This is a genomic window from Citreimonas salinaria (genome assembly GCF_900107235.1).
GTDB classification, from domain to species: domain Bacteria; phylum Pseudomonadota; class Alphaproteobacteria; order Rhodobacterales; family Rhodobacteraceae; genus Citreimonas; species Citreimonas salinaria.
The window spans coordinates 159,348-181,252 of sequence record NZ_FNPF01000005.1 but is presented as its reverse complement, the minus strand read 5'-3'; the positions used below and the strand labels follow the sequence as shown (position 1 = coordinate 181,252).

Sequence of the window (21,905 nt, the reverse complement as noted above, 5' to 3'; positions counted from 1 at the left end):
GGTGCAATGCCGGGCGGGTCACCGGCTTTGGCAGCCGGGGCCGGTATCTGCTAACATACTGTTTTCATTGATTTGAAACTTTTCCGGCGGCACCATCTACCTATCGTCACGAAAGGTGGACCGATGCAGGAAACGGAAACCGAACTGATGCTCAAGGGCTACGGCCTGACCACGGCCGAATTCTTCTACCGTTTGCCCGATTACAAGAGCGTGCTGAACACGTTCGTCTGGCAGGACTACGACCTCGCCCCCGATCACAAGCGCCTCTTCTCGTTCATCGAGTTCTGGCAGGACGAGATCGAGGGCCCGCTGCACTCGGTGCGCTTCACGCACCGGCGTCTCGTGTCCTCCGGCGCATGGCAGAATGTCGTCGGAGAGCTGACCTACCACTGACACGCTATCCGCCCGCACGGGGCGCGTCTCTGCTCGCCGAAGTTCACGGGAAAGGGCGGGGGCGCGGGGGCAGAGCTCCCGCCACCCCGCGCCGCCGGGGGGATTGCTCAGGGAATGATGCGCGAATACTTGACGCCTTCCAGCGTCGCCCCCAGACGCAGGCCCGACTGCGCGAAGACCACCGCGATGATCGGCGCGAGCGACGTGGTCGTCTCGGCCGACAGCGTCTCGCCGCGTTCGGGCGTGGCGTAGACCATGTTGGCGCCGGCGGCGAAACCGGGCGAGCGGCGGAAGTTGCGCAGCGCCTCGTCTGTCATGAAGAACAGCACGTGCGCGTATTGCTGCGCGCCGATCTGCAGGCCCCCGCTGGCCTTGGCGACCGAGTAGTAGTCGACCGTCGCGCCGCCCACGCGCAGCGCGCCGCGGCCGTAGGCGCCGCCCAGGCCAAGCCCGGCCTCGGTCACCAGCGGCATCACCAGCATGCCGGTCGACTTGTCCGCCAGGTCGCGCGTCGCGGGATAGTCGGCGTAGAGCTGGCTCAGCGTCGCGTCGACGCGCGCGTCGATCAGCTGCGGGCCGCGGCTGCCCACGCCGTTGGCGCAGCCGGCCAGCGCCAGGGTGCCGGCCGCAAGGCCGATCGTGAAAGTCCGTCGCGAAAGTGTCATGTGTCCGCCCGTTTCCTGGTTTCTTGGTGCCTCGCATACCCGGCCGTGCCGCCGGTTGGCGATTTTATAGCTTTGGCCGCACGCGCTGTCACCAGAAGATGCCCGCGGGACCCGTTTCCGCGGGAACCCGCCGGTGCCCTAAGGGGATCCTCAGCCGTTCAGCAGCCGGGCCGCGGCCGGTGCGAAATAGGTCAGCACCCCGTCGCAGCCGGCGCGCTTGAAGGCCGTCAGGCTTTCCATCATCACCCGCTCGCCGTCCAGCCAGCCGCGCTCGGACGCTCCGGCCAGCATCGCGTACTCGCCCGAGACCTGGTAGGCGAAGGTCGGCGCGCCGAAGGTGTCGCGCGCGCGGCGGATCACGTCCAGGTAGGGCATCCCCGGCTTGACCATGATCATGTCCGCGCCCTCGGCCAGGTCGCGCGCGATCAGGCGCATCGCCTCGTCGCCGTTGCCCGGGTCCTGCTGATAGGTCTTCTTGTCGCCCGTCAGCCGCCCCGACGCCCCCACCGCGTCGCGGAACGGCCCGTAGAAGGCCGAGGCGAACTTCGCCGCGTAGCTCAGAAGCAGGACGTTCTGGTGGCCCTTGGCCTCGAGCGCGGCGCGGATCGCGCCGATGCGGCCGTCCATCATGTCCGACGGCCCAATGATGTCCGCGCCGGCGGCGGCCTGGCTCAGCGCCTGTTTCACCAGCGCCTCGACCGTGCGGTCGTTGACCACGTAGCCATCCTCGACGAAGCCGTCGTGCCCGTCGATGTTGTAGGGGTCCAGCGCCACGTCGGTCATCACCGCGATGTCGATACCTGCGTCCTTGATCGACCGCGTGGCGGTGTTCGACAGGTTGACGGGGTTCCATGCCTCGGCGCAGTCGCGGGTCTTCTTCTCGGGCGGAGTGTAGGGAAACAGGCAGATCGCCGGGATGCCCAGGCCGTGCGCCTCGCGCGCGGCCTCGACCACGCGGTCCACCGACAGGCGGTTCACGCCCGGCATCGACGCGATCGGCTCGGAGATGCCCTCGCCCTCGCGCACGAAGACCGGCCAGATGAAATCCGACGGTGCAAGGTTCGTCTCGGCCACCAGCGCGCGGATGGCGGGCGTGCGGCGCAGCCGGCGCGGGCGCGCGGCCGGGTAGGGGGCGTGGATGGGCTGCATGGGGCGTCCTCGTGTCGTTCGTGCAACGGGTATCGGCCAAGGTGGCGCGGCTGTCCAGAGACGCCCCCGGTCCGGCCGCGAAGGCTGGGCACCGGCGCGGAGCCGCGCTAAAGGCATGAGGCGCCGGCGCGGTTGCGCGCGCATGCGAAAGAGACGGTCACGAATAGGGCAGCGAGGCGGCCTTGGGCTTTTACGGCACGGTATTCGAATTCATCGACATGCGGTCGTTCTCGAACCTGTGGTTCTGGATCATGCTCGCGGTCGTGTGGTCCTCGGCCAGTCACTGGGTGCTGGGCGTGCCCTTCGACATGATCACGCGCGCCCGCCGCAATCCGCGGGCCGCCGCCGATCTCGAGGCGCTGGCCGCGATCAACGCCAACCGGCTGATCTTCATCGCGGACGAGGCGGGCCTGTGGCTGACGGCGCTCGGATCGGGCGCGCTGACCATGCTCGCGCTGCTGGGATTCGTCTACGGCAGCGAGTTCTCGCAGGCGGTGTTCCTGCTGGCCGCGCCGCTGTCCTTCGTGTTCCTGCTCAGCCTGCGGACGGCGCGGCGGATCGTCGCCGGCGACGGCTCCGCCGAGACGTTGCGCCGGCGCCTGGGGCTGCACCGCATCGTGGTCCAGGCGATCGGGCTGGTTTCGATCTTCCTGACCGCCCTCTGGGGGATGCACCAGAACATCGCGTCGCCCTACCTTTAAGGGCGTCCGCTTTCGCGCCCACGCGGTTGACCCCGCCCGCGCGCCACGCCAAATGGCGCGCATGGCACAGCGCATCATCATGGGCGGCGCGCCCGAAGGCTTCGACGCCCGGCTCGTCCTCTCCGAAATCGACAAGGCCGGCGGCCCGGTCATCCACGTCGCCCGCGACGATCGCCGTCTGGCGGCGATGCGCGACGCGCTGGCCTTCTTCGATCCCTCGATGCCGGTGCTGCACTTCCCCGCCTGGGACTGCCTGCCCTACGACCGGGTGTCGCCCAACGCCGACATCTCGGCCGCGCGGATGGCCACTCTGGCGGGCCTTGCCCATCGCGGCCCCGACCGCTTCGTCCTGCTGACCACGCTGGCCGCTGCGACCCAGCGCATCCCCGCGCGCGAGGTCCTGCGCGAGGCCGCCTTCGCCGCCCGCGTCGGCGACCGCGTGGACGAGGAGGCGTTGCGCAACTTCCTCGTCCGCATGGGCTTCAGCCAAGCCCCCACCGTGACCGAACCGGGCGACTACGCCATCCGCGGCGGCATCATCGACATCTTCCCGCCGGGCGAAGGCGGGCCGGTGCGGCTGGACTTCTTCGGCGACACGCTGGAATCCGCCCGCCGCTTCGATCCCGGCAGCCAGCGCACCACCGACAAGCTGGACGTGCTCGAACTGGCCCCGGTCTCCGAGGTCATCCTCGACGAGGCCGCAATCACGCGCTTCCGCCAGAACTATCGCATCGAGTTTGGCGCCGCGGGCAACGACGACCCGCTGTATGAAGCCGTCAGTGCCGGGCGAAAGACGCAAGGCATCGAGCACTGGCTGCCCTTCTTCCACGAGCGGCTCGAGACGCTGTTCGACTACCTGCCCGGCGCGCCGGTTCTGCTGGACGACCAAGCCGAGCCTGCGCGGAACGCGCGCTGGGACGGCATCGTCGACCAGTACGAGGCCCGCAAGCACGCGCTGGACCAGAAGCAGACGATGGGCTCCAGCGTCTACAAGCCGGTGCCGCCGCAGCAGCTCTACCTCGACGAATCCGCCTGGACCGCCACGCTGGGCGAGCGTCGCATCGTGCAGTTCAACCCGCTGCCGCAGGCCAGCGGGCCGGGCGCGGTGGACGCCGGCGGCCGCGCCGGGCGCAACTTCGTCCCCGAGCGCCAGCAGGAAAGCATCAGCCTGTTCGCCGCGCTGGCCGACCACGTGCGCAAGCGGTTGCAGAAGGGCCCCGTCGTCATCGCCTCGTACTCCGAGGGCGCGCGCGAACGCCTGTCGGGCCTGATCGAGGACGAGGGCCTAGCCGAAACGATCCCCGTCACCGACGCCACCCGCGTCGGCAAGCGCGGATTGCATCTGGCCGTCTGGGCGCTCGAAGCCGGGTTCGAGGCACCGTGGCAGGCCGCCGGCAAGGACGGCCGCATCACCGTGATCTCAGAACAGGACGTGCTGGGCGACCGCCTGATCCGCCAGCCGCGCAAGAAACGCCGCGCCGAGAACTTCCTGACCGAGGCGCAGAGCCTGTCGCCCGGCGACCTGGTCGTGCATGTCGACTTCGGCATCGGGCGCTACCAAGGCATGGAGGTCGTCACCGCCGCCGGCGCCGCGCACGAATGCCTGGTGCTGGAATACGCCGAGAACGCCAAGCTGTACCTGCCGGTCGAGAACATCGAGCTGCTCAGCAAGTACGGCCACGAGGAAGGCCTTCTGGACAAGCTGGGCGGCGGCGCCTGGCAGGCCAAGAAGGCGCGGATGAAGGAACGCATCCGCGAGATGGCCGACCGGCTCATCCGCATCGCGGCCGAACGCGCGCTTCGAAAGGCGCCCATCATCGACCCGCCCCCGGGCGCGTACGACAGCTTCGCCGCGCGCTTCCCCTACGAGGAAACCGACGACCAGCTGCGCGCCATCGAGGACGTGATGGACGACCTGCAGTCGGGTAACCCGATGGACCGGCTGATCTGCGGCGACGTGGGCTTCGGCAAGACCGAGGTCGCCATGCGCGCGGCCTTCGTCGCGGCCATGTCGGGCGTGCAGGTGGCGATCATCGCGCCCACCACGCTGCTGGCGCGCCAGCACTACAAGGGCTTCGCCGAGCGGTTCCGGGGCTTTCCGCTGAACGTCGCCCCCCTCTCGCGCTTCACCGGCGCCAAGCAGGCCGCCGCCACCCGCGACGGCATCGCCAAGGGCACGGTCGACATCGCCGTGGGCACCCACGCGCTGCTGGCGAAATCAGTGCGCTTCCAGAACCTCGGCCTGCTGATCGTGGACGAGGAACAGCATTTCGGCGTCTCCCACAAGGAGCGGCTGAAGCAGATGCGCTCGGACATCCACGTGCTCACGCTGACCGCCACGCCGATCCCGCGCACGCTGCAGTTGTCGCTGACCGGCGTGCGGGACCTGTCGGTCATCGGCACGCCGCCGGTCGACCGGCTGGCGATCCGCACCTATGTCTCGGAATTCGACCCCGTCACCATCCGCGAGGCGCTGCTGCGCGAGCATTACCGCGGCGGGCAAAGCTTCTTCGTCGTGCCGCGCATCGCCGACCTGCCCGAGATCGAGGAATTCCTGCGCGAGCAGCTGCCCGAGCTGACTTTCGTGATCGCGCACGGGCAGATGGCCGCCGGAGAACTCGACGCGCGGATGAACGCCTTCTACGACGGCAAGTACGACGTGCTGCTGGCCACCACGATCGTCGAATCCGGCCTCGACATTCCCACGGCGAACACGATGGTCATCCACCGCGCCGACATGTTCGGCCTGTCGCAGCTTTACCAGATCCGCGGCCGGGTGGGCCGGTCCAAGACGCGCGCCTACGCCTACCTGACCACGAAGCCCCGCGCGAAGCTGACAGACACCGCAGTCAAGCGCCTGCGCGTGCTGGGCAGCCTCGACACGCTGGGGGCGGGCTTCAACCTCGCCAGCCAGGATCTCGACATCCGCGGCGCCGGCAACCTGCTGGGCGAGGAACAGTCCGGCCAGATGCGCGAGATGGGCTTCGAGTTGTACCAGTCCATGCTGGAGGAGGCGATCGCCAAGATCCGTTCCGGCCAGATGGAGGGGCTGACCGAGGATGACGGCCAGTGGGCGCCGCAGATCAACCTCGGCGTGCCGGTGCTGATCCCCGAGGAGTACGTGCCCGACCTCGACGTGCGGCTGGGCCTCTACCGCCGCCTGTCCGCGCTGACCACGAAGGTCGAGCTGGAGGGCTTCGCGGCCGAGCTGATCGACCGGTTCGGGCCTTTGCCGCGCGAGGTCAACACCCTGCTGTTGGTGGTGCGGATCAAGGCGATGTGCAAGCGTGCCGGCATCGCCAAGCTCGACGGCGGGCCGAAGGGCGCGGTGATCCAGTTCCACAACGACAAGTTCGCCAAGCCCGAGGGGCTGGTGAAGTTCATCGAGGACCAGAAGGGGCTGGCCAAGGTGAAGGACAACAAGATCGTCGTGCAGCGCGACTGGACCCGCGACAAGGACAAGATCCAGGGCGCCTTCGCCATCGCGCGCGACCTGGCCGAGGCCGCCGGCACGATCAAGCGGCGCGGCGAAAAGGCCTGACGGGGCAGGGCCGTCATCCGCTTCCGGCGGGCGCCTGCGGATCGGGACGCGGCGAGCCCCGGCCTTGACCGGCTCGACCGGGTTTCGCAGATAAAGCCGGGTCACCTGAATGCGGAAGCGCGATGACCCAGCTTGTCCAACCCCGGCTCGTGAACCCGCCCGACGGCGATCCGGGCGTGTATCTCGACTTCCGCTTCGGCCGGCGCGCCATGCTGTTCGACCTGGGCGACCTCGCGCCGCTCGGCCCGCGCGAGCTTTTGCGCGTCAGCCACGCCTTCGTGTCGCATGCCCACATGGACCACGTCGCCAGCTTCGATCACCTGCTGCGGCTGCGGCTCCACCGGCCACAGCCGCTCGCGGTCATCGGTCCCGAAGGGTTCCTGCGGCAGGTCGAGAACCGGCTGGGCGCCTTCACCTGGAACCTGCTCGGCGCGGATTCGGTGGATTTCCGTCTCACGGCCCACGAATTCGATGGCGCGCGCCTTTCCGCCAGCGCCGAGTTCCGCGCCCGCGAGGCGTTCCGCCGCCGCGACCTGCCTCCTCCGACGCTCGGCGACGGCGTCGTGGTTTCCGAGGACGATTTCACTGTCGAGGCGGTGGCGCTCGATCATCGCATCCCCTCGCTCGCCTTCGCCCTGCGCGAGGCGGTGCGCGTCAACGTCTGGCGCACCGCGCTGGATGACCTTGGCCTGCCGGTCGGGCCCTGGCTGGACGAGGCGAAGACGGCGATCCGCGCCGGCGCCTCCGACGGGCATATGGTCGCCGTTCCGGGGCACGGCGCGATGCCGCTGGGCGAGCTTCGCGCGCGTGTCTTCCGGATCGGACAGGGACAGCGCGTCGCCTATGTCACCGATGCCGCCGACACCGCCGCGAACCGCGCGCGGATCGTCGAGATCGCCCGCGACGCCGACCACCTGTTCATCGAGACGCCGTTCCTGGAAGCCGACCGCGATCTTGCCGCCGCGACCGCGCACCTGACCGCCCGCGCGGCAGGCGAGATCGCCCGCGCCGCCGGTGCCCGTCGCGTCGCGGGCTTTCACCACTCCGCCCGCTACACCGGCCAGTCCGAGGCCCTCGCCGCCGAGCTTGCCAAAGCCTTCGCCCCCGGCTCGACCACCGCGCCGGACCCGTCGCCGTCCGCGGCGGACAGAGGGGCGCCCTGACCGCATCGGCGTCCGCCGCACCGGTCCTGAACTTGGTCTTTCGGAGGGGCAATTCCTAACGGAAGATGAATCCGTCTCTGTAACCTATTGATTCCGCGTGGCAGGATGCCTGTCCCACCGTGGGACAGGCACATGCTCGGCTTCAGGCGCGCCGCCGGCGCCGCCCGTTCGCCCGGCCGCCCCGGGCGCCTGCCGGGCCCTCTCCGGGGGCCTTGTTGAACTTGATCCACTCGCCGCCATGCGGGTCGGAATCCAGCAGCAGGTTCGCCGCGCGGATGGCCGCCATCTCCGATCCCGGCCGCGCCGTCATCGAGTCCAGCCCGAACAGCGCGACGAAGGTCTCGTCGTCGATATCCTCGGGCAGGATGATCCCGGCGGCCTCGACCTCGGCCTTCTTCTCGGCGATCTTCGTCTGGGTCACCGGCAGGGCGACCGGGTTCATGATCGCGCTGGTCATGCCCGCGCCCATCGCCATCGGCAGGAAGGCGTTGTTGATCCCGTGCCGGTTCGGCAGGCCGAAGCTGATGTTGGACGCGCCACAGGTGGTGTTGACCCCCAGCTCGTCGCGCAGGCGGCGCACCAGCGTGAAGACCTGCTTGCCCGCCGTCGCCATCGCGCCGATCGGCATGACCAGCGGATCGACCACGATGTCATGCGCGGGGATGCCGTGATCCGCCGCCCGCTCGACGATCTTCTTCGCCACGGCGAAACGCACCTCGGGGTCCTCGGAGATGCCGGTATCGTCGTTGCTGATCGCCACCACCGGCACGTTGTATTTCTTCACCAGCGGCAGGATCTGCTCCATCCGCTCTTCCTCGCCGGTGACCGAGTTCAGCAGCGGCCGCCCGTGGCAGACCTCGAGCCCTGCTTCCAGCGCGCCCGGAACCGAACTGTCGATGCACAGCGGCACGTCCACCAGCCCCTGCACCAGTTCGAGAACCTTGCGCATCAGCGGCGGCTCGGTCTCGTTCGGGTTGGGGTTCGAGTTGTAGACCACGCCCGCGTTGATATCGAGCACGTTGGCCCCTGCGGCGACCTGCGCGATGGCATCGGCCTCGACGGTCGAGAAGTCGCCGGCCTCGAGCTCGGCCGCCAGCTTCTTGCGCCCGGTCGGATTGATCCGTTCACCGATCACGCAGAACGGCTCGTCAAAGCCGATCACGGCGGTCTTGGTCCTGGACTCGACGATGGTGCGGGTCATTTGCTCTCCTGTTGGGTTGTGGCGCGGGCCGCGGCGGCAGTCTTTCTAGGCGCGGCCGTCATTGGCGATGAGCTGCTTGAGCCGCTCGGTGTCGTATTCTGCCTCGATGCGCGCCGCCTCGGCCTTCGCGACCGCATCGGGCTCGCCGTCGACGGGGTAGGGCTGTGCCTTGCGCCATTCGGCCAGGTAGGCGTCGGTATCCGACGCGCCCACCTTCATCGCGGCGCGGTCGATGGCCTGCTCGAAGCGCTCGGCCAGCGGCTGCTTGGCGCCGCGACGGCCCTTGCCGACGATGACCTGCGCCGGGATGTCGCGCCAGTAGACGATGGTGACGTCGGGCATGCGCCTGATTCCTTGGCTGTGCTGCTTGTTCGTATCCGTGGCTCGGCGCCGTGCGGGGTCGGAATTCGACCGCCGCGACGCGATCCGCGACAAAGGTAGCCGGTGCCGGTAGCCGGGCCAACCCGCCCGCTGGCCCATTCGCTGCATGATTATCATGCGCGGGGTTTGCGCCGGACATGCGTCACGACATGGGCGGGGGCGCGGTTGGCGCTTGCGTGACCGCTGCGCGACGCTTACCTTGAGGGCAAGTTGAAATCGGAAAGGCGCAAGATCATGGCGCCGAAGCGTCCCACGGGTGCGGACGCTTTCCCGAAACCGGTCGAGAGTTCCGCGCCTGCCCGCCCGGATCCGAACGCGCTTTATGCCGCTTTGGATCTGGGAACGAATAGTTGTCGCATGCTGATCGCCCAGCCCAAGGGCAGTCAGTTCCATGTGATCGACAGTTTTTCGAAATCCGTTCAGCTCGGGCAAGGGCTTGAGCGGTCGGGTCGTCTGTCGCGTGCCTCGATGGCGCGCACGATCCAGGCCCTGCGAATCTGCCGCCAGAAGATCGAGCGGCACAACGTCCGGCGCATGCGGCTGGTCGCCACTGAGGCGTGCCGCCGGGCGCGCAACGCGACCGAGTTCATCCGCCAGGTGCGCCGCGAGACCGGGCTGACGCTTGAGATCATCCAGCCCGAGGAAGAAGCCCGGCTGGCGGTCATCTCCTGCGCTCCGCTGGTCAGCACGCGGACCGAGCAGTTGCTGGTCGTCGACATCGGCGGCGGCTCGACCGAACTGGTTTGGATCGACCTGAGCCGCGTGGCGCCCCGTGACCGGCCGCGCGCGATCATGCGCCTGCACGCGGGCTTCCACACAACCGACAGCCCGTTCCCCACGGCCAAGGTGGTGGACTGGATCAGCGTCCCGCTGGGCGTGGCCACGCTGCGCGACCAGTTCAGCGACGTGTCCGACGACGCCGCGCGCTATGCCCTGATGAGCTGGTTCTTCGAGGAGAACCTGGCAGAATTCGCGCCCTACCAGGACGAGCAGGCGCGCGAGGGGTTCCAGATCATCGGCACCAGCGGCACGGTCACCACGGTGGCCGCATCGCATCTGGGGCTGAAGCGTTACGACCGGACGAAGGTGGACGGGCTGCGCATGACCAGCGATCAGATCGAGGCGGTGATCCAAGGTTACCTCGACCTCGGCCCCGCCGGGCGCCGGCGCGATCCGCGTATCGGCCCCGACCGGCACGCGCTGATCATGTCGGGCAGCGCGATCCTGCAGGCGCTGCTGCGCCTGTGGCCGACGGATCAGCTTTCTGTGGCCGACCGGGGCTTGCGCGAGGGGCTGCTTTACGCGCAGATGTCCGCGGACGGGGTGCTTGAGGACGGGCCGCTTTAGGACTCTGCACTTGGCGCTGACGTGCCGATTTCCCCGGAATACATTAACCAGAATGACGACAGGAGCGCGGATGGCCAAGGGACCCAAGAACAGTTCCGGGCGTGGTGAACGCGACCTGAAGGTTCGCGTGAAGACCGCCCGCGGACGCAAGCTCAGTTCGACCCGTTGGTTGCAGCGGCAGCTGAACGATCCTTACGTCAAGCGCGCCCAGGCCGAGGGCTATCGCGGGCGCGCGGCCTACAAGATCTTGGAACTGGACGAGAAGTATCGCTTCCTGCTTCCCGGTGCGCGGGTGGTCGATCTGGGCTGCGCGCCCGGCGGCTGGTGCCAGGTGGCGGTCAAGCGCGTCAACGCCCTGGGCGAGAAGCCGGGCAAGGCCGTGGGCCGCGTGCTGGGCGTCGACCTGCAGGAGGTGGAACCGGTGCCGGGCGCCGAGATCCACCAGCTGGACTTCATGGAGGACGGCGCCGACGAGAAGGTCAAGGCGTGGCTGGGCGGGCCGGCCGACGTGGTGATGTCGGACATGGCGGCGGCATCCTCTGGCCACAAGCAGACCGACCACCTGCGCATCGTGGCGCTGTGCGAGGCCGCCGCCGCGCTGGCCTTCGACGTGCTGGAGCCCGGCGGCGTCTTCGTCGCCAAAGTTCTGGCCGGCGGCGCCGAGGGCAGCATGCAGCAACTGCTCAAGCAGCGGTTCGAGAAGGTCGCCAACGTGAAGCCGCCCGCCAGCCGGCAGGATTCGTCCGAGAAGTTCGTCGTCGCGACCGGGTTTCGCGGCTGATGGCGCGCGCAATGTCCGGGGCCGCGTGATGAACCGCTTCGCATTCCTTGCCGACCTGTTCCACACCGCCGTGGATGCCGCCGATCCGCGTCGCGCGCTGGCGGATGCGCTGCCCGAGCGCCCGAAGGGACGCACGGTCGTGATCGCCGTGGGCAAGGGTGCGGCGCAGATGGCTGCCGCGTTCGAGGATCTGTGGGACACCCCGGTCGAAGGCGTCGTGGTCACGCGCTACGGCTACGGCGCTCCGCGCCGGCACCTGCAGGTGATCGAAGCCGCGCATCCGGTCCCGGACGAGGCGGGGGCGCGGGCAACGCAGGCAGTCTTCGACGCGGTAAGTGGCCTTACGGAGGACGATCTGGTCATCGCGTTGATTTGCGGAGGAGGATCTGCCCTGTTGCCCGCGCCGCCCGAGGGGCTGACGCTGGCGGACGAGCAGGCGCTGAACCGGGAACTTCTGCGCAGTGGCGCCCCGATCGGCGCGATGAACGCGATCCGCAAGCACGTGAGCCGCATCAAGGGCGGGCGGCTGGCGCTGGCGGCGCATCCCGCGCGCGTCTGTAGCCTGATCGTGTCGGACGTGCCGGGCGACGACCCGGCGCAGGTCGCCTCGGGCCCGACGGTGCCGGACGCGGTCGGGCGGGCGCAGGCGCTGCGCATGGCAGATGCGCATAAAATCGCGCTTACGGAAAGGGTTATGAAGCATCTTTCGAGCGATGCGGCAAGCGCGCCCGACCCGGACGATCCCCGTTTCGCCGGTAACAGCGTCCGCGTCGTTGCCTCGGCGCGGCTGTCGCTCGAGGCGGCGGCGGCGCGGGCCGAGGCGCAGGGCATCCGCGCCGCGATCCTGTCCGACGCGATCGAGGGCGAGGCGCGTGACATCGGCCTGATGCACGCGGCGATGGCGCGCGAGATCGCGGCGCGCAACCGCCCCATTGCCGCGCCCGTGGTGCTGCTTTCGGGCGGCGAGACGACCGTGACGCTGGGCGACGATCCCGGCCGCGGTGGGCGCAACACCGCCTTCCTGATGAGTTTCGCCACGGCGATCGAGGGCGTGGCGGGCATTTCGGCGCTGGCGGCGGATACCGACGGCATCGACGGGTCCGAGGACAATGCAGGCGCCTTCGCCGATGGCGAGACGTTTCCCGCCTTGCGGCGGGCGGGGCACGACCCGGCCGCCTTTGCCGCGGCGCAGGATCCGTATGGCGCTTTCGCGGCGGCCGGCACGCTGTTTGCGCCCGGGCCGACAGGGACAAACGTCAACGATTTCAGGGCGATTCTGATCGATCCTCAATCATAGCTGTAACCCAAGGCGGCCTCTTGGCGCAGATCCAGGCGCGCGCGCAGAAGCGCGAGGTCCGTGTCGGGAAAACGCGTCGGGGGGGACGGGCGTGGCTCCACCGCGGGCTTGAACCGGTTGCCGAGGCGCTTGACCACAGGGCGGTAAACGGGCGGCAGGCCGAGGTCGAGCACGTCGTGCAGCGTTGCAAGGAATTCCTGCGGCGCGTCGCGCACCGCCTCGAACCGCGCCAAGACCAGCGTGCAGCCGCGTCTTTTGTATGACAGCAGCGCCGCCAGCTTGGTGCGGCGCAGGGCGAAGAGGTCGGGAAATGCCGCACCGGTCATCGGGTCGCGGTCGGGCTGCAGCGGCCGGCCCAAGCCGCCTTCGCGCGCGACCTGCGGAAAGTAGCGCGCCCGGTCGGCGACGGTGGTCCATTCCGCCCGGATGAAATCGCGGAACGCAAGGCGCTGCATCTCGGGCGGGCAATGCCAGGGACGTGCATGCACCGACAACGCCCAGTCGCGCGCGTCGCGGACGACGCAGACGACGGCGAGGTCCTCGGGGATCGCGATCATAGACGGAAAGCCGTGCTTCCACCCCATTTCCTCGGTCGCGGTCAGCGCGGAGTTGCGGCCGATCAGGCGCTTGACGAAGTTGGTGCCGGAGCATCGCTCGCCCAGCACCTGGAACCGGGCGGCCCGTTCGCGCGCGTCGATGTGCCAGCCCTGCCGCGCCACGTCGTCTTCGAGCATCCTGTCCTCCGACTGTCTTGTGCCACGCTATCGGCGCTGTAGGTTGGCGGAAAGGGCCGAGGACGAGGCAAGGCATGCAAAACATCGCCGCGGCGGTCACGATGGTGCGCGACGACACGGTCTTCCTCGCAGCTTGGCTGCGCCACTACGGCGCGATGCTGGGACGCGAGAACTGCACCGTGATCAACCACGGCCGCGGCGCCGAGGTCGCCCGCATGGCCCAAGGCTGCAACGTGATCGGCATTCCGGGCGATCCGCACCCGAATTTCGAGATGAAGCGCTGGCGCATGCTCAACAACATCGTGCAGGCGCTGCGGCCCTACTACACCCACATCATCGTCGGCGACGTGGACGAGCTGGTCGTGCTGGACCCCGAGCGGGGTAGCCTGCTCGAATTCCTCGGGCGAACGCGGGGCCGGCGTGTGCTGACGCCCGTGGGACTCGAGGTGATCCACCACCGACGGATCGAGTGCGAGCCGATCGACACGAGCGTTCTGGGGCCACGGATGCATGTGCGTCCCGCCCCGGATTATTCCAAGCCCTGCATCGTCAGCACAGGCACCAAGATCGCGCGCGGCGGGCACTTCACGCAGCACGACCGGCTCGAGACGCCCGAGGGTCTGTACCTGCTGCATCTGAAATACACGGATTTCGCGACCTACGTGGCTGCGCAGGACCGGCGCAATGCCATGACCGCCGCGCTTGGCGTAGGACTGCGTGAAACGACCGTGGGTCGCCACTGGTTCGCGCAGGCCCGCGGTGACGACGCGGCCGTTTTCGATGCCTTCGACGCGCTGCCGCTGAAGGACGGCTTCGACACCGGCTGGTTGCGCGACGCGATGCACGCCACCTGGGGGCCGCGCGGCGATACAGGGTTCTGGCAGTTCGCGCGGGATGATCACGCGGTGCGATACCGGCTGCCCAAGCGGTTCGCCGGATTGTTCTAGCAACCTTCCAGGAAGGTGCGCAGCGCGGCGACGGTCGCGTCCGGGTGCTGATCGGGGAAGAAATGCCCGCCGTCGATCACGGCTGTGCGCATGTTCGACAGGCAGGGCCGCCAGGTCTCTGCCACGTCCATCGCGCGGGCCATGGCGCCGTCCGCGCCGTAAAGCACCAGCGCCGGGCACTTGATCCGGCGGCCACGATCACGCGCGTCGTCAGCAATGTCTACGTCGATCGCCGCACGGTAGTCGTTGCACATGGCGCGGATCGCCGCCGGGTTGCGCCAGGCGGCGCGGCAGGCGCCCAGCGAGGCGGCATCGAAATCCGACAGCTGCGCCTTGCCGAAGCCCAGGAGGCAGCGCTCGAAGAAGGCGTCGGGGTCGTGGCCGATCATGGTCTCGGGAAAGGGCGCGGGCTGGGCCAGGAAGAACCAGTGGTAGTAGGCGCGCGCGACCTCGTGGCTCAGCGTTTCCAGCAGGTGCAGAGTGGGCACGATGTCCATTACGGTCAGGCTGAGCACGCGGTCGGTTGCATCCAGCGCCATCCGATGCGCCGTGCGCGCGCCGCGGTCATGACCCGCCAGATGAAAGCGTTCGTGGCCGAGGTGGCTCATCAGCGCGGCCATGTCCGAACCCATGGCGCGAAAGCTCATCGCTTCCATGCTGGCGGGCTTGTGGCTTTGACCGTAGCCGCGCAGGTCGGCGATCACCACCGTATAGGCATCCGCCAGCGCCGGCGCGATTTGGGCCCACATGGCACGGCACTGCGGAAAGCCGTGCAGCAACAGCAGCGGGGGACCTTCGCCCATCGTCTCGTAGGCGATGGTGCCATCCGGCGCGGTGAAGTGGCGGGCGGGGCCCGGGCAATCCTGATCCATGCCCGGGATCGGAGCGCTAGAGGCGCCCGACGTCAAGTCCGGGAATGACTTGCGTGACCTGAAGCACCGCGGCCCGCACGGCGTCCAGCGGCACGTCGGCGTAACCGGCCAGCGCGGCATCGGGCATCGTGGTGAACACCATCAGGGCCGTGGCGGCAGTGCTGGCCCCGGTCAGTGCGGCAGCCGAGTTGCGCGCTTCCGTCCCGCGTCGCATCACCAGCCGCAACCCATGCACCAGCAGAAGCACCAGCGCCGCGCCGATCGCCGCTGCGACCAACATCAGCGCCTCGTCGCGGAGGGGCGCGGGCAACCACGCCAACCAGCTGAGGGTGTTGGGACCGAATGTCGGCCCCGTCGCGGCGTATAGCGGAACCGCGGCGCCGGCTCCGGCGAGGGCGTTCACCACCGGGCGATGCGCGCCCTGGGCGCGCGGCCGATCAGCCTGGGACGCGGCTGCGATCCGCCGCACGCGCTGTCTGAAGTCGACCTGGGTTTGCTTCATCACTGTCATGTGCACTGTGTCGGGGATGATCTGGGCAAGGATAAGAACCAATTTCCGCGTTTCCGGGGCAGGATCGTGGCCGAAACCGGTTGCATCCCTGAAGAGCGGGCACTTCGTCCTTGATCTGGAAACGATGGTGGTGCCGGAATCTAGGTTTCGCGCGGAGACTCGATCGCATTGTAGACGAATGCGCATCGAATGCGCCGCATTTCCGACTTGGATAAAACCGCACCTCGCTGCCGGGCCAGGATACCACTAGGCGTGAGGTATACAATTACCGTAATTTCAAGCCGCTGAATTCACGTCATAATCCGCACCATGTCCCGCTTGACTGCGCCGCCGGGGCGCGTATAACCCGCCCATCGAATTCAAGGCGTCGGCCCGGTCCGGCCGTCTTGCAGAAATGGCCACCCCCCAACAAATGGGACCACACATGAAAACCTTCTCTGCGACCCCCGCGGATATCGAGAAGTCGTGGATCGTGATCGACGCTGAAGGCATCGTTCTCGGCCGGCTCGCCTCGATCGTCGCGATGCGGCTGCGCGGCAAGCACAAGCCCAGCTTCACTCCGCACATGGACATGGGCGACAACGTCATCATCGTCAACGCCGACAAGGTCCAGCTGACCGGCAAGAAGCGGGACGAGAACTTCTACTGGCACACCGGCCATCCCGGCGGCATCAAGGAGCGCACGAAGGACCAGATCCTGACCGGCGCCCATCCCGAGCGCGTGGTCTATCAGGCCGTCAAGCGCATGCTGCCCGGCAACCGCCTGGCGCGTCAGCAGCTGACCAACCTGCGCATCTACGCAAGCGCCGATCATCCCCATGAGGCCCAGAACCCGCAGGTTCTGGACGTCAAGTCGAAGAACTCCAAGAACACCCGGGTGTCGAAATAATGGCTGATCAGATCACGTCCCTCGAAGAGCTGGGCCAGGTGGCCGGCGGCATCGAGACCCCCGCGACCGAACTGGAAACTCCGCGTGAGCCCGTCCGCGACAAGCTGGGCCGCTCTTACGCCACCGGCAAGCGCAAGGACGCCGTCGCGCGCGTCTGGATCAAGCCGGGTTCGGGCAAGGTCATGGTCAACGGCAAGCCGATGAACGAGTACTTCGCGCGCCCCGTTCTGCAGATGATCCTGGCTCAGGCCTTCACCGTTGCCGGTGTCGAGGGCCAGTTCGACGTCTACGCGACCGTCAAGGGCGGCGGCCTGTCGGGCCAGGCCGGCGCGGTCAAGCACGGCGTCTCGAAGGCGCTGCAGCTCTATGATCCGTCGCTGCGCCCCGCGCTGAAGGCGGCAGGCTTCCTGACCCGCGACAGCCGCGTGGTCGAGCGCAAGAAGTACGGCCGTGCCAAGGCCCGCCGCAGCTTCCAGTTCTCGAAGCGCTGAGGCGTCACACGCGCCTCGAAATTGCGAAACGGCCGCGGGATCCCGCGGCCGTTTTTTGCGCTTCACGCGCGACCGCGGCGTCTAGGCGTTTCGTGGCTCTCGAAGGTATTGGGGTCCGAAGGAAAGACATCGGACCCCATTCAGGCTGCGGCGCAAGTACCAAGGAAAGGCGTCAGAAGCCCGCCGCTTGACCATCCTTGCGCGGATCGGACCCTGCCATGTAGCCGCCGCCTGGCAGCCGCCGGACCAGCTGCGCACCGCCGAAGCCGAAGGCACTGTCGGGCGGCTCCACCGATATGGCGTGCCCCATCGCGCCAAGCGCGTCGCGCGTTGCCTCGGACATGGATGCCTCGCATGCGACCTGATCCCCCTCAACGAAGCGCCAGCGCGGCGCATCGATGGCCGTCTGCACGTCCTGGCCCCAGTGCTGGCAGCGCAGAACCATCTGCACGTGTCCCTGCGCCTGCATCGGGCCGCCCATGACGCCGAAGCTCATGTCGGGCGCGCCATCCTTCATCACGAAGCCGGGGATGATCGTGTGGAACGGCCGCTTGCCCGGCGCGACGCGGTTTGGATGGCCTTCGTCGGTGACGAAGCCCGCGCCGCGGTTCTGCAGGCTGATCGCCGTGCCCGGCACCACCACGCCCGAGCCGAAGCCGGCATAGTTCGACTGGATGAAGCTGACCATCATGCCCGATGAATCCGCCGTCGAAAGATAGACGGTGCCGCCATTCTTCGGCGCGCCGGGGCCGATGTCCTGCGCCTTGTCGGGGTCGATCAACGTGGCGCGCTGCGCCACGTAGGCCGGATCCAGCAGAGCCTCGGGGGTGACGTCGGTCATATACCGGCTGTCGGCCACGAAGGCGTGCAGGTCGGCGAAGGCGCGCTTGATCGCCTCGATCTGCAGGTGCAGCGCGGCGGGGCTGTCGGGGTCGAGATCGCGGACCCCGGTGTGCTCGAGCATCCCCAGCGCCATGATCGCGGCGATGCCCTGGCCGTTCGGCGGGATCTCGTGCAGCTGCGTGTCGTCGAACCCGCCGCTGATCGTGCCGCACCACTCGGGCGAATAGGCGGCGAGGTCATCGCGTGTCAGCGCGGCGCCATGCTCGGCCGCGAAGCCGGCGATCTTCTCGGCCAGCTCTCCCTCGTAGAAGGCGCGGCCCTTCGTCTCGGCGATCAGCCGCAGCGAGCGCGCGAAATCCGCGCTGGCAAAACGCTCTCCAGCCTTGGGCGCGCGGCCGCCGGGCATGAAGGCGGACGCAAAGCCGGGCTGGTCGCCGAGGCTTTCGGCACCGCGCGCCCAAAGCGCACCGATCACCGGCGACACGGTATATCCGCTCTCGGCATAGCCGATGGCAGGTTGCAGCAGGTCGGCGAAGGGCAGGGTGCCGAACCGCTCGGACACGGCGGCCCAGGCGCCGATGGCGCCCGGAACGGTCACCGACTCCCAGCCGCGGAACGGCATGCCGTTCGGGAAGCGGTCGGGCGTCCAGCCGGCGGGCGCGGGACCCGAGGCGTTGAGCCCGTGCAGTTCCTTGCCGTCCCACAGAATGCAGAACGCGTCCGATCCCAGTCCGTTGCCGGTCGGCTCGAGCACGGTCAGCGCGGCGGCGGTGGCGATGGCGGCATCGACCGCGTTGCCACCGCGCACCAGCATCGCAAGCCCTGCCTGCGTCGCCAGCGGTTGGGACGTGGCCACCACGTTGTCGGCGAGAACGGGAGAACGGCGGGATGGGTAGAGGCCGTCGTGGCGAAGATGCATCAGGTGGGGTCCTTTCCGGTAAGGTCGACGGCGCGGCGATTCAGGTGCGTGCGCACGGCCCAGGCGACCGAGGCGGTCGCGGCGACGAGAAACAGCAGGCTGACGGGCCGGGTCAGGAACAGCGTCCAGTCCGGATCGGTCATCAGCGCGCGGCGCAGGTTGGTCTCGGCGATGGGGCCGAGGATCACGCCCAGCACCAGCGGGGCCAGTGGATAATCGAGCGCGCGCAGCGCGTAGCCCAGCAAGCCCACGAACCCCAGTAGGTACAGGTCGGTCACCCGGTTGTTGAGCGCGAAGGACCCGACCACGCAGCAGGTCAGCACCGCAGGCACGACGACCCATTTCAGCACCTCGGCCACGCGCAGGAAGGCGCGCATCGACAGCACGCAGACCACCAGCATGATCAGGCTCGACACCGCCATGGCCAGGAACATGCCGTAGACCAGGTCGGCGTTGTCCATGATCAGCCGCGGCCCGACGGAAATGCCGTGCACCATCAGCGACGCCATCAGGATCGCGTCGACCGCCGAGCCTGGGATCCCCAGCGCGATCAGCGGGATCAGCCCGCCACCGGCGGTGGCCGAGTTGCCCGCTTCGGACGCGACGACGCCGTCGGCGATGCCCTCGCCGAACTTCTCGGGGGTCTTCGACGACCGCTTGGCCTGGTCGTATGCCACGAGGTTGGCGATCGACCCACCCGCACCCGGCAGCGCGCCGATCAGCACGCCCACGATGGACGAGCGCAGCAGGTTCACCGGGCGCATCAGCACCTCGCGCATCACCGCCCAGGTCTTGAAGTCGATCTCGCCCTCGATCAGCTTCTCGCCCTTCTTGATGGCGTTCGCGTCCTCGACCTCGGAGATAAGCTGCGAGATGGCGAAGATGCCGATCAGCACGACCAGGAAGGGCAGGCCCGCGGCCAGAATCTCGAGCCCGAAGTCGAAGCGCGGGCGGCCCATCATCGGGTCCGTGCCGATGGTCGAGATCGCTAGCCCGATCATCGCCGCGATCAGCCCGCGCTCCAGCGAATGGCCGACCAGGCTGGCAACGATGGTCAGCGCGAAGACGATCAGCGCGAAATACTCCCACGGGCCCAGCTTGACCGCGAAGATCGCCAGAGGCGGCGCGGCGATGATCAGCACGATCGTCGAGATGATCGTGCCGAAGAACGATGCCCAGACGCCGAGGCTAAGGGCGCGGCCGGGCTCGCCCTTGCGGGCCATCGGGAAGGCGTCGAACGTGGTGGCCACGGCCGAGGGCGTCCCGGGGATGCCCAGAAGGGCCGCCGAGATCAGACCGCCGGTGTAGCCGCCCACGTAGACCGACAGCATGACCGAGATGCCGGTCAGCGGCTCCATCGCGAAGGTCAGCGGCAGGGTCAGCACGATCGCCATGGTGACGGTGAAGCCCGGGATCGCGGCGGCGATGATGCCGGCGATGGAGCCCATGAGCATGTAAAGCAGGGTTGTCGGCGCCAGCACTTCGGCGGCGCCCGTCAGGAAGGCATCCATCGCTTACGATCCCCGCGGCAGAAAGACGTTGAAGACCTCGGCGAACAGCCAGTTCAGCCCGAACGAGAAGGCAAGGGCCAGCACCACCGTCACCGCCATCGAGGCGGGTGTCTTGGGCGCGAGCGTGGCGGTCAGCACCAGCAGGAAGCCCAGCGTTGCCAGCGGGTAGCCCAGCAGGGGCATCACCGACAGGTATACGGCGAGGAACAGGAAGGTGACGATCACCAGCCGCTTGTCGCGGGCCCAGCGCAGGGCGACGGAGGGGAACGCGGCATACGCCTGCGCGGGGATTGTGCGCAACGACCGGATGATCGCCAGCGCCAGAAGCGCCATCAGCACACCATGCACCATCATCGGGAAGGCGCCGGCGCCCAGCACCTCGAATCTTGAAGTAGGGATGATCGCCGCCTCCACGAACAGGCCGGCCGAGACGGCGAACAGCGCGACATAGGAAATCAGCCGGGCGATGTCGCCCGGCTGTGTCGTGGTTTCGGGCGCGTGGCTCAAGGTGCGATGACCTCGGCCAGGCGCTCGACCGTGTCGTTCAGGTTCGACAGGTACTGCGTATAGGCGTCCTGGCCGCGGAACGCGACTTCGGCGCCGGCATTGTTGACCTGCGTGACGAAGGTCTCGTCCTCGGACAGCTCTTTCAGCGCCTGCTCCATCGTGTCGCGCGCCTCCTGCGGAGAGCCCTTGGGCATGACGATGCCGCGGGTGATCGCAAGGTCCAGGTCGGCGCCTTCCTCCATGAAGGTCGGCACGTCGGGCGTCTGCTCGTCGCGCTCGGTCGCGCCGGTGGCCAAGAACACCAGGTCGCCGTTCTCGACGAATTGCAGCGCCGACGAGATGTCGCCGATCGCGAGGTCGAGGTTGCCGCCGACCAGCGCGCGGATGCGCTCGCCCGTGCCCTCGTAGCCGACATAGCGCCAGTCGATGTCGTAGGCCTCGGCGATCATCGCCGCGTGCAGGTGCGGCACGCCGCCAAGGGTGACGCCGATGGTCAGCTCGCCGGGATTCTCCTTGGCGTAGTCGACCATGCCCTGCAGCGTGTCGAAGGGCTGGTCCGCGCTGGCCACGAGGTATTGCGGCGACGAGGTCATCAGCGCGATCGGGTCGAAATCGTCCCAGGCAAGGTCCGTCAGGCCGGTCGCGGTGGCGGCCAGCAGGCCTTCGTGCACCTGGCTGATCGTGTAGCCATCCGCGTCGCGGCGCGACGCTTCCTGCAGGCCGACGGTGCCGCCGACGCCCGGCATGTTGATCACCGGCATCTCGACGCCGAGATAGGGTTCGATGTTGTTGGCGACGAGGCGCATCAGCGTGTCGCTGCCGCCGCCGGGCGACCACGGAACGATGAATTCGACCGGGCGTTCGGGGTAGTCCTGCGCGGCAACGGGGCCGGCAGCCGAGGCCAGGGCGACGCCCAGGCCAAGGGCTGCGGATTTCAGTAGGCTCATGCTGTGCTCCATGTGTCTGGTGACGCGGATGGAGCACAGGGTAGCCACCCAGAATTACTGTCGAAAGCGATTTGTGTTTGCTTTTTGATTAAGGGATGCTTAACAGGCGCCGGAT

Annotated in this window: 21 protein-coding genes; 10 read left to right on the top strand and 11 right to left on the bottom strand. The window is 68.3% G+C overall.

Annotation, left to right across the window (positions count from 1 at the left end; genetic code table 11):
• Window positions 1-123 precede the first annotated feature (123 nt).
• Window positions 124-393 (top strand): usg protein, encoded by a 270-nt coding sequence (locus BLW27_RS08695; RefSeq protein WP_089882242.1) that lies wholly within the window; start codon window positions 124-126, stop codon window positions 391-393.
• Between the two features lie 107 nt (window positions 394-500).
• On the opposite strand, the gene BLW27_RS08690 is transcribed toward BLW27_RS08695, so the two are convergent.
• Window positions 501-1,058 (bottom strand): lipid-binding SYLF domain-containing protein, encoded by a 558-nt coding sequence (locus tag BLW27_RS08690; RefSeq protein WP_089882240.1) that lies wholly within the window; start codon window positions 1,056-1,058, stop codon window positions 501-503.
• Between the two features lie 150 nt (window positions 1,059-1,208).
• Window positions 1,209-2,207: a porphobilinogen synthase gene (gene hemB, locus BLW27_RS08685; RefSeq protein ID WP_089882237.1), complete on the bottom strand. Its 999-nt coding sequence runs from the start codon at window positions 2,205-2,207 to the stop codon at window positions 1,209-1,211.
• 182 nt (window positions 2,208-2,389) lie between these two features.
• Here hemB and BLW27_RS08680 point away from each other — a divergent pair, with 182 nt between their 5' ends.
• The 3 genes from BLW27_RS08680 to BLW27_RS08670 all read left to right on the top strand — a co-directional run bounded on the left by BLW27_RS08680 (window position 2,390) and on the right by BLW27_RS08670 (window position 7,612).
• Window positions 2,390-2,908, top strand: coding sequence for a component of SufBCD complex (locus tag BLW27_RS08680; RefSeq protein WP_089882234.1), 519 nt, complete (start codon window positions 2,390-2,392; stop codon window positions 2,906-2,908).
• A 61-nt stretch (window positions 2,909-2,969) separates the two neighbouring features.
• The gene (gene mfd, locus BLW27_RS08675) at window positions 2,970-6,449 is read left to right on the top strand and encodes a transcription-repair coupling factor (RefSeq protein WP_089882232.1); all 3,480 of its coding nucleotides are present in this window, start codon (window positions 2,970-2,972) and stop codon (window positions 6,447-6,449) included.
• A gap of 122 nt (window positions 6,450-6,571) precedes the next feature.
• Window positions 6,572-7,612, top strand: coding sequence for an MBL fold metallo-hydrolase (locus BLW27_RS08670; RefSeq protein ID WP_089882230.1), 1,041 nt, complete (start codon window positions 6,572-6,574; stop codon window positions 7,610-7,612).
• A 142-nt stretch (window positions 7,613-7,754) separates the two neighbouring features.
• Here the strand turns inward: BLW27_RS08670 and BLW27_RS08665 are convergent, their stop codons facing one another.
• Complete coding sequence (locus BLW27_RS08665) at window positions 7,755-8,813, bottom strand: methyltetrahydrofolate cobalamin methyltransferase (protein WP_089882228.1); 1,059 nt, start codon at window positions 8,811-8,813, stop codon at window positions 7,755-7,757.
• Window positions 8,814-8,858: 45 nt separating this feature from the next.
• Window positions 8,859-9,155: a virulence factor gene (locus BLW27_RS08660; RefSeq protein WP_089882226.1), complete on the bottom strand. Its 297-nt coding sequence runs from the start codon at window positions 9,153-9,155 to the stop codon at window positions 8,859-8,861.
• Window positions 9,156-9,428: 273 nt separating this feature from the next.
• Here BLW27_RS08660 and BLW27_RS08655 point away from each other — a divergent pair, with 273 nt between their 5' ends.
• The 3 genes from BLW27_RS08655 (at window position 9,429) to BLW27_RS08645 (ending at window position 12,619) form a co-directional block, all read left to right on the top strand.
• Entirely contained in the window at window positions 9,429-10,541 is a 1,113-nt protein-coding gene (locus BLW27_RS08655; RefSeq protein ID WP_089882224.1) for a Ppx/GppA phosphatase family protein, read from the top strand.
• A 70-nt stretch (window positions 10,542-10,611) separates the two neighbouring features.
• Entirely contained in the window at window positions 10,612-11,322 is a 711-nt protein-coding gene (locus BLW27_RS08650) for an RlmE family RNA methyltransferase (protein ID WP_089882222.1), read from the top strand.
• 28 nt (window positions 11,323-11,350) lie between these two features.
• The gene (locus BLW27_RS08645; protein ID WP_089882220.1) at window positions 11,351-12,619 is read left to right on the top strand and encodes a glycerate kinase type-2 family protein; all 1,269 of its coding nucleotides are present in this window, start codon (window positions 11,351-11,353) and stop codon (window positions 12,617-12,619) included.
• On the opposite strand, the gene BLW27_RS08640 is transcribed toward BLW27_RS08645, so the two are convergent.
• Window positions 12,610-13,353: a hypothetical protein gene (locus BLW27_RS08640; protein WP_089882218.1), complete on the bottom strand. Its 744-nt coding sequence runs from the start codon at window positions 13,351-13,353 to the stop codon at window positions 12,610-12,612. The genes BLW27_RS08645 and BLW27_RS08640 overlap by 10 nt on opposite strands.
• A gap of 74 nt (window positions 13,354-13,427) precedes the next feature.
• Between BLW27_RS08640 and BLW27_RS08635 the strand changes: the two genes are divergently transcribed.
• Window positions 13,428-14,300 carry a glycosyltransferase family 2 protein gene (locus BLW27_RS08635; protein WP_089882216.1) on the top strand — a complete coding sequence of 291 codons (873 nt, stop codon included), beginning with the start codon at window positions 13,428-13,430 and terminating at the stop codon, window positions 14,298-14,300.
• Here BLW27_RS08635 and BLW27_RS08630 read toward each other — a convergent pair.
• Window positions 14,297-15,172 carry an alpha/beta fold hydrolase gene (locus tag BLW27_RS08630; protein WP_089882214.1) on the bottom strand — a complete coding sequence of 292 codons (876 nt, stop codon included), beginning with the start codon at window positions 15,170-15,172 and terminating at the stop codon, window positions 14,297-14,299. The two genes, BLW27_RS08635 and BLW27_RS08630, sit on opposite strands and share 4 nt — an antisense overlap.
• Before the next feature lie 16 nt (window positions 15,173-15,188).
• On the bottom strand, window positions 15,189-15,683 hold the full coding sequence (locus BLW27_RS08625) for a hypothetical protein (protein WP_143042225.1): 495 nt from the start codon (window positions 15,681-15,683) through the stop codon (window positions 15,189-15,191).
• 424 nt (window positions 15,684-16,107) lie between these two features.
• Between BLW27_RS08625 and rplM the strand changes: the two genes are divergently transcribed.
• Together rplM and rpsI are read left to right on the top strand one after the other, a co-directional pair.
• Complete coding sequence (gene rplM, locus BLW27_RS08620; protein WP_089882210.1) at window positions 16,108-16,572, top strand: 50S ribosomal protein L13; 465 nt, start codon at window positions 16,108-16,110, stop codon at window positions 16,570-16,572.
• Entirely contained in the window at window positions 16,572-17,063 is a 492-nt protein-coding gene (gene rpsI / locus BLW27_RS08615; RefSeq protein WP_089882208.1) for a 30S ribosomal protein S9, read from the top strand. Before rplM ends, rpsI begins: the two co-directional genes overlap by 1 nt.
• Before the next feature lie 172 nt (window positions 17,064-17,235).
• Here rpsI and BLW27_RS08610 read toward each other — a convergent pair whose 3' ends face one another.
• From BLW27_RS08610 to BLW27_RS08595, 4 genes are read right to left on the bottom strand one after another with little or no spacing between them, the layout of a single operon-like run.
• Entirely contained in the window at window positions 17,236-18,825 is a 1,590-nt protein-coding gene (locus BLW27_RS08610) for a gamma-glutamyltransferase family protein (protein ID WP_089882206.1), read from the bottom strand.
• Window positions 18,825-20,336 (bottom strand): tripartite tricarboxylate transporter permease, encoded by a 1,512-nt coding sequence (locus BLW27_RS08605; protein ID WP_089882204.1) that lies wholly within the window; start codon window positions 20,334-20,336, stop codon window positions 18,825-18,827. Before BLW27_RS08605 ends, BLW27_RS08610 begins: the two co-directional genes overlap by 1 nt.
• 3 nt (window positions 20,337-20,339) lie before the next feature.
• Entirely contained in the window at window positions 20,340-20,843 is a 504-nt protein-coding gene (locus tag BLW27_RS08600) for a tripartite tricarboxylate transporter TctB family protein (protein WP_089882202.1), read from the bottom strand.
• Window positions 20,840-21,790: a Bug family tripartite tricarboxylate transporter substrate binding protein gene (locus tag BLW27_RS08595; RefSeq protein WP_089882510.1), complete on the bottom strand. Its 951-nt coding sequence runs from the start codon at window positions 21,788-21,790 to the stop codon at window positions 20,840-20,842. Before BLW27_RS08595 ends, BLW27_RS08600 begins: the two co-directional genes overlap by 4 nt.
• Between the last annotated feature and the right edge of the window lie 115 nt (window positions 21,791-21,905).

Coding starts and splice junctions, on each gene's coding strand:
- BLW27_RS08595 (WP_089882510.1), bottom strand. CDS start 21,790: ATGAGCCTACTGAAATCCGCAGCCCTTGGCCTGGGCGTCGCCCTGGCC.
- BLW27_RS08695 (WP_089882242.1), top strand. CDS start 124: ATGCAGGAAACGGAAACCGAACTGATGCTCAAGGGCTACGGCCTGACC.
- mfd (WP_089882232.1), top strand. CDS start 2,970: ATGGCACAGCGCATCATCATGGGCGGCGCGCCCGAAGGCTTCGACGCC.
- BLW27_RS08670 (WP_089882230.1), top strand. CDS start 6,572: ATGACCCAGCTTGTCCAACCCCGGCTCGTGAACCCGCCCGACGGCGAT.
- rpsI (WP_089882208.1), top strand. CDS start 16,572: ATGGCTGATCAGATCACGTCCCTCGAAGAGCTGGGCCAGGTGGCCGGC.
- BLW27_RS08690 (WP_089882240.1), bottom strand. CDS start 1,058: ATGACACTTTCGCGACGGACTTTCACGATCGGCCTTGCGGCCGGCACC.
- BLW27_RS08635 (WP_089882216.1), top strand. CDS start 13,428: ATGCAAAACATCGCCGCGGCGGTCACGATGGTGCGCGACGACACGGTC.
- BLW27_RS08665 (WP_089882228.1), bottom strand. CDS start 8,813: ATGACCCGCACCATCGTCGAGTCCAGGACCAAGACCGCCGTGATCGGC.
- BLW27_RS08625 (WP_143042225.1), bottom strand. CDS start 15,683: ATGACAGTGATGAAGCAAACCCAGGTCGACTTCAGACAGCGCGTGCGG.
- hemB (WP_089882237.1), bottom strand. CDS start 2,207: ATGCAGCCCATCCACGCCCCCTACCCGGCCGCGCGCCCGCGCCGGCTG.
- BLW27_RS08645 (WP_089882220.1), top strand. CDS start 11,351: ATGAACCGCTTCGCATTCCTTGCCGACCTGTTCCACACCGCCGTGGAT.
- BLW27_RS08650 (WP_089882222.1), top strand. CDS start 10,612: ATGGCCAAGGGACCCAAGAACAGTTCCGGGCGTGGTGAACGCGACCTG.
- BLW27_RS08630 (WP_089882214.1), bottom strand. CDS start 15,172: ATGGATCAGGATTGCCCGGGCCCCGCCCGCCACTTCACCGCGCCGGAT.
- rplM (WP_089882210.1), top strand. CDS start 16,108: ATGAAAACCTTCTCTGCGACCCCCGCGGATATCGAGAAGTCGTGGATC.
- BLW27_RS08640 (WP_089882218.1), bottom strand. CDS start 13,353: ATGCTCGAAGACGACGTGGCGCGGCAGGGCTGGCACATCGACGCGCGC.
- BLW27_RS08655 (WP_089882224.1), top strand. CDS start 9,429: ATGGCGCCGAAGCGTCCCACGGGTGCGGACGCTTTCCCGAAACCGGTC.
- BLW27_RS08660 (WP_089882226.1), bottom strand. CDS start 9,155: ATGCCCGACGTCACCATCGTCTACTGGCGCGACATCCCGGCGCAGGTC.
- BLW27_RS08610 (WP_089882206.1), bottom strand. CDS start 18,825: ATGCATCTTCGCCACGACGGCCTCTACCCATCCCGCCGTTCTCCCGTT.
- BLW27_RS08605 (WP_089882204.1), bottom strand. CDS start 20,336: ATGGATGCCTTCCTGACGGGCGCCGCCGAAGTGCTGGCGCCGACAACC.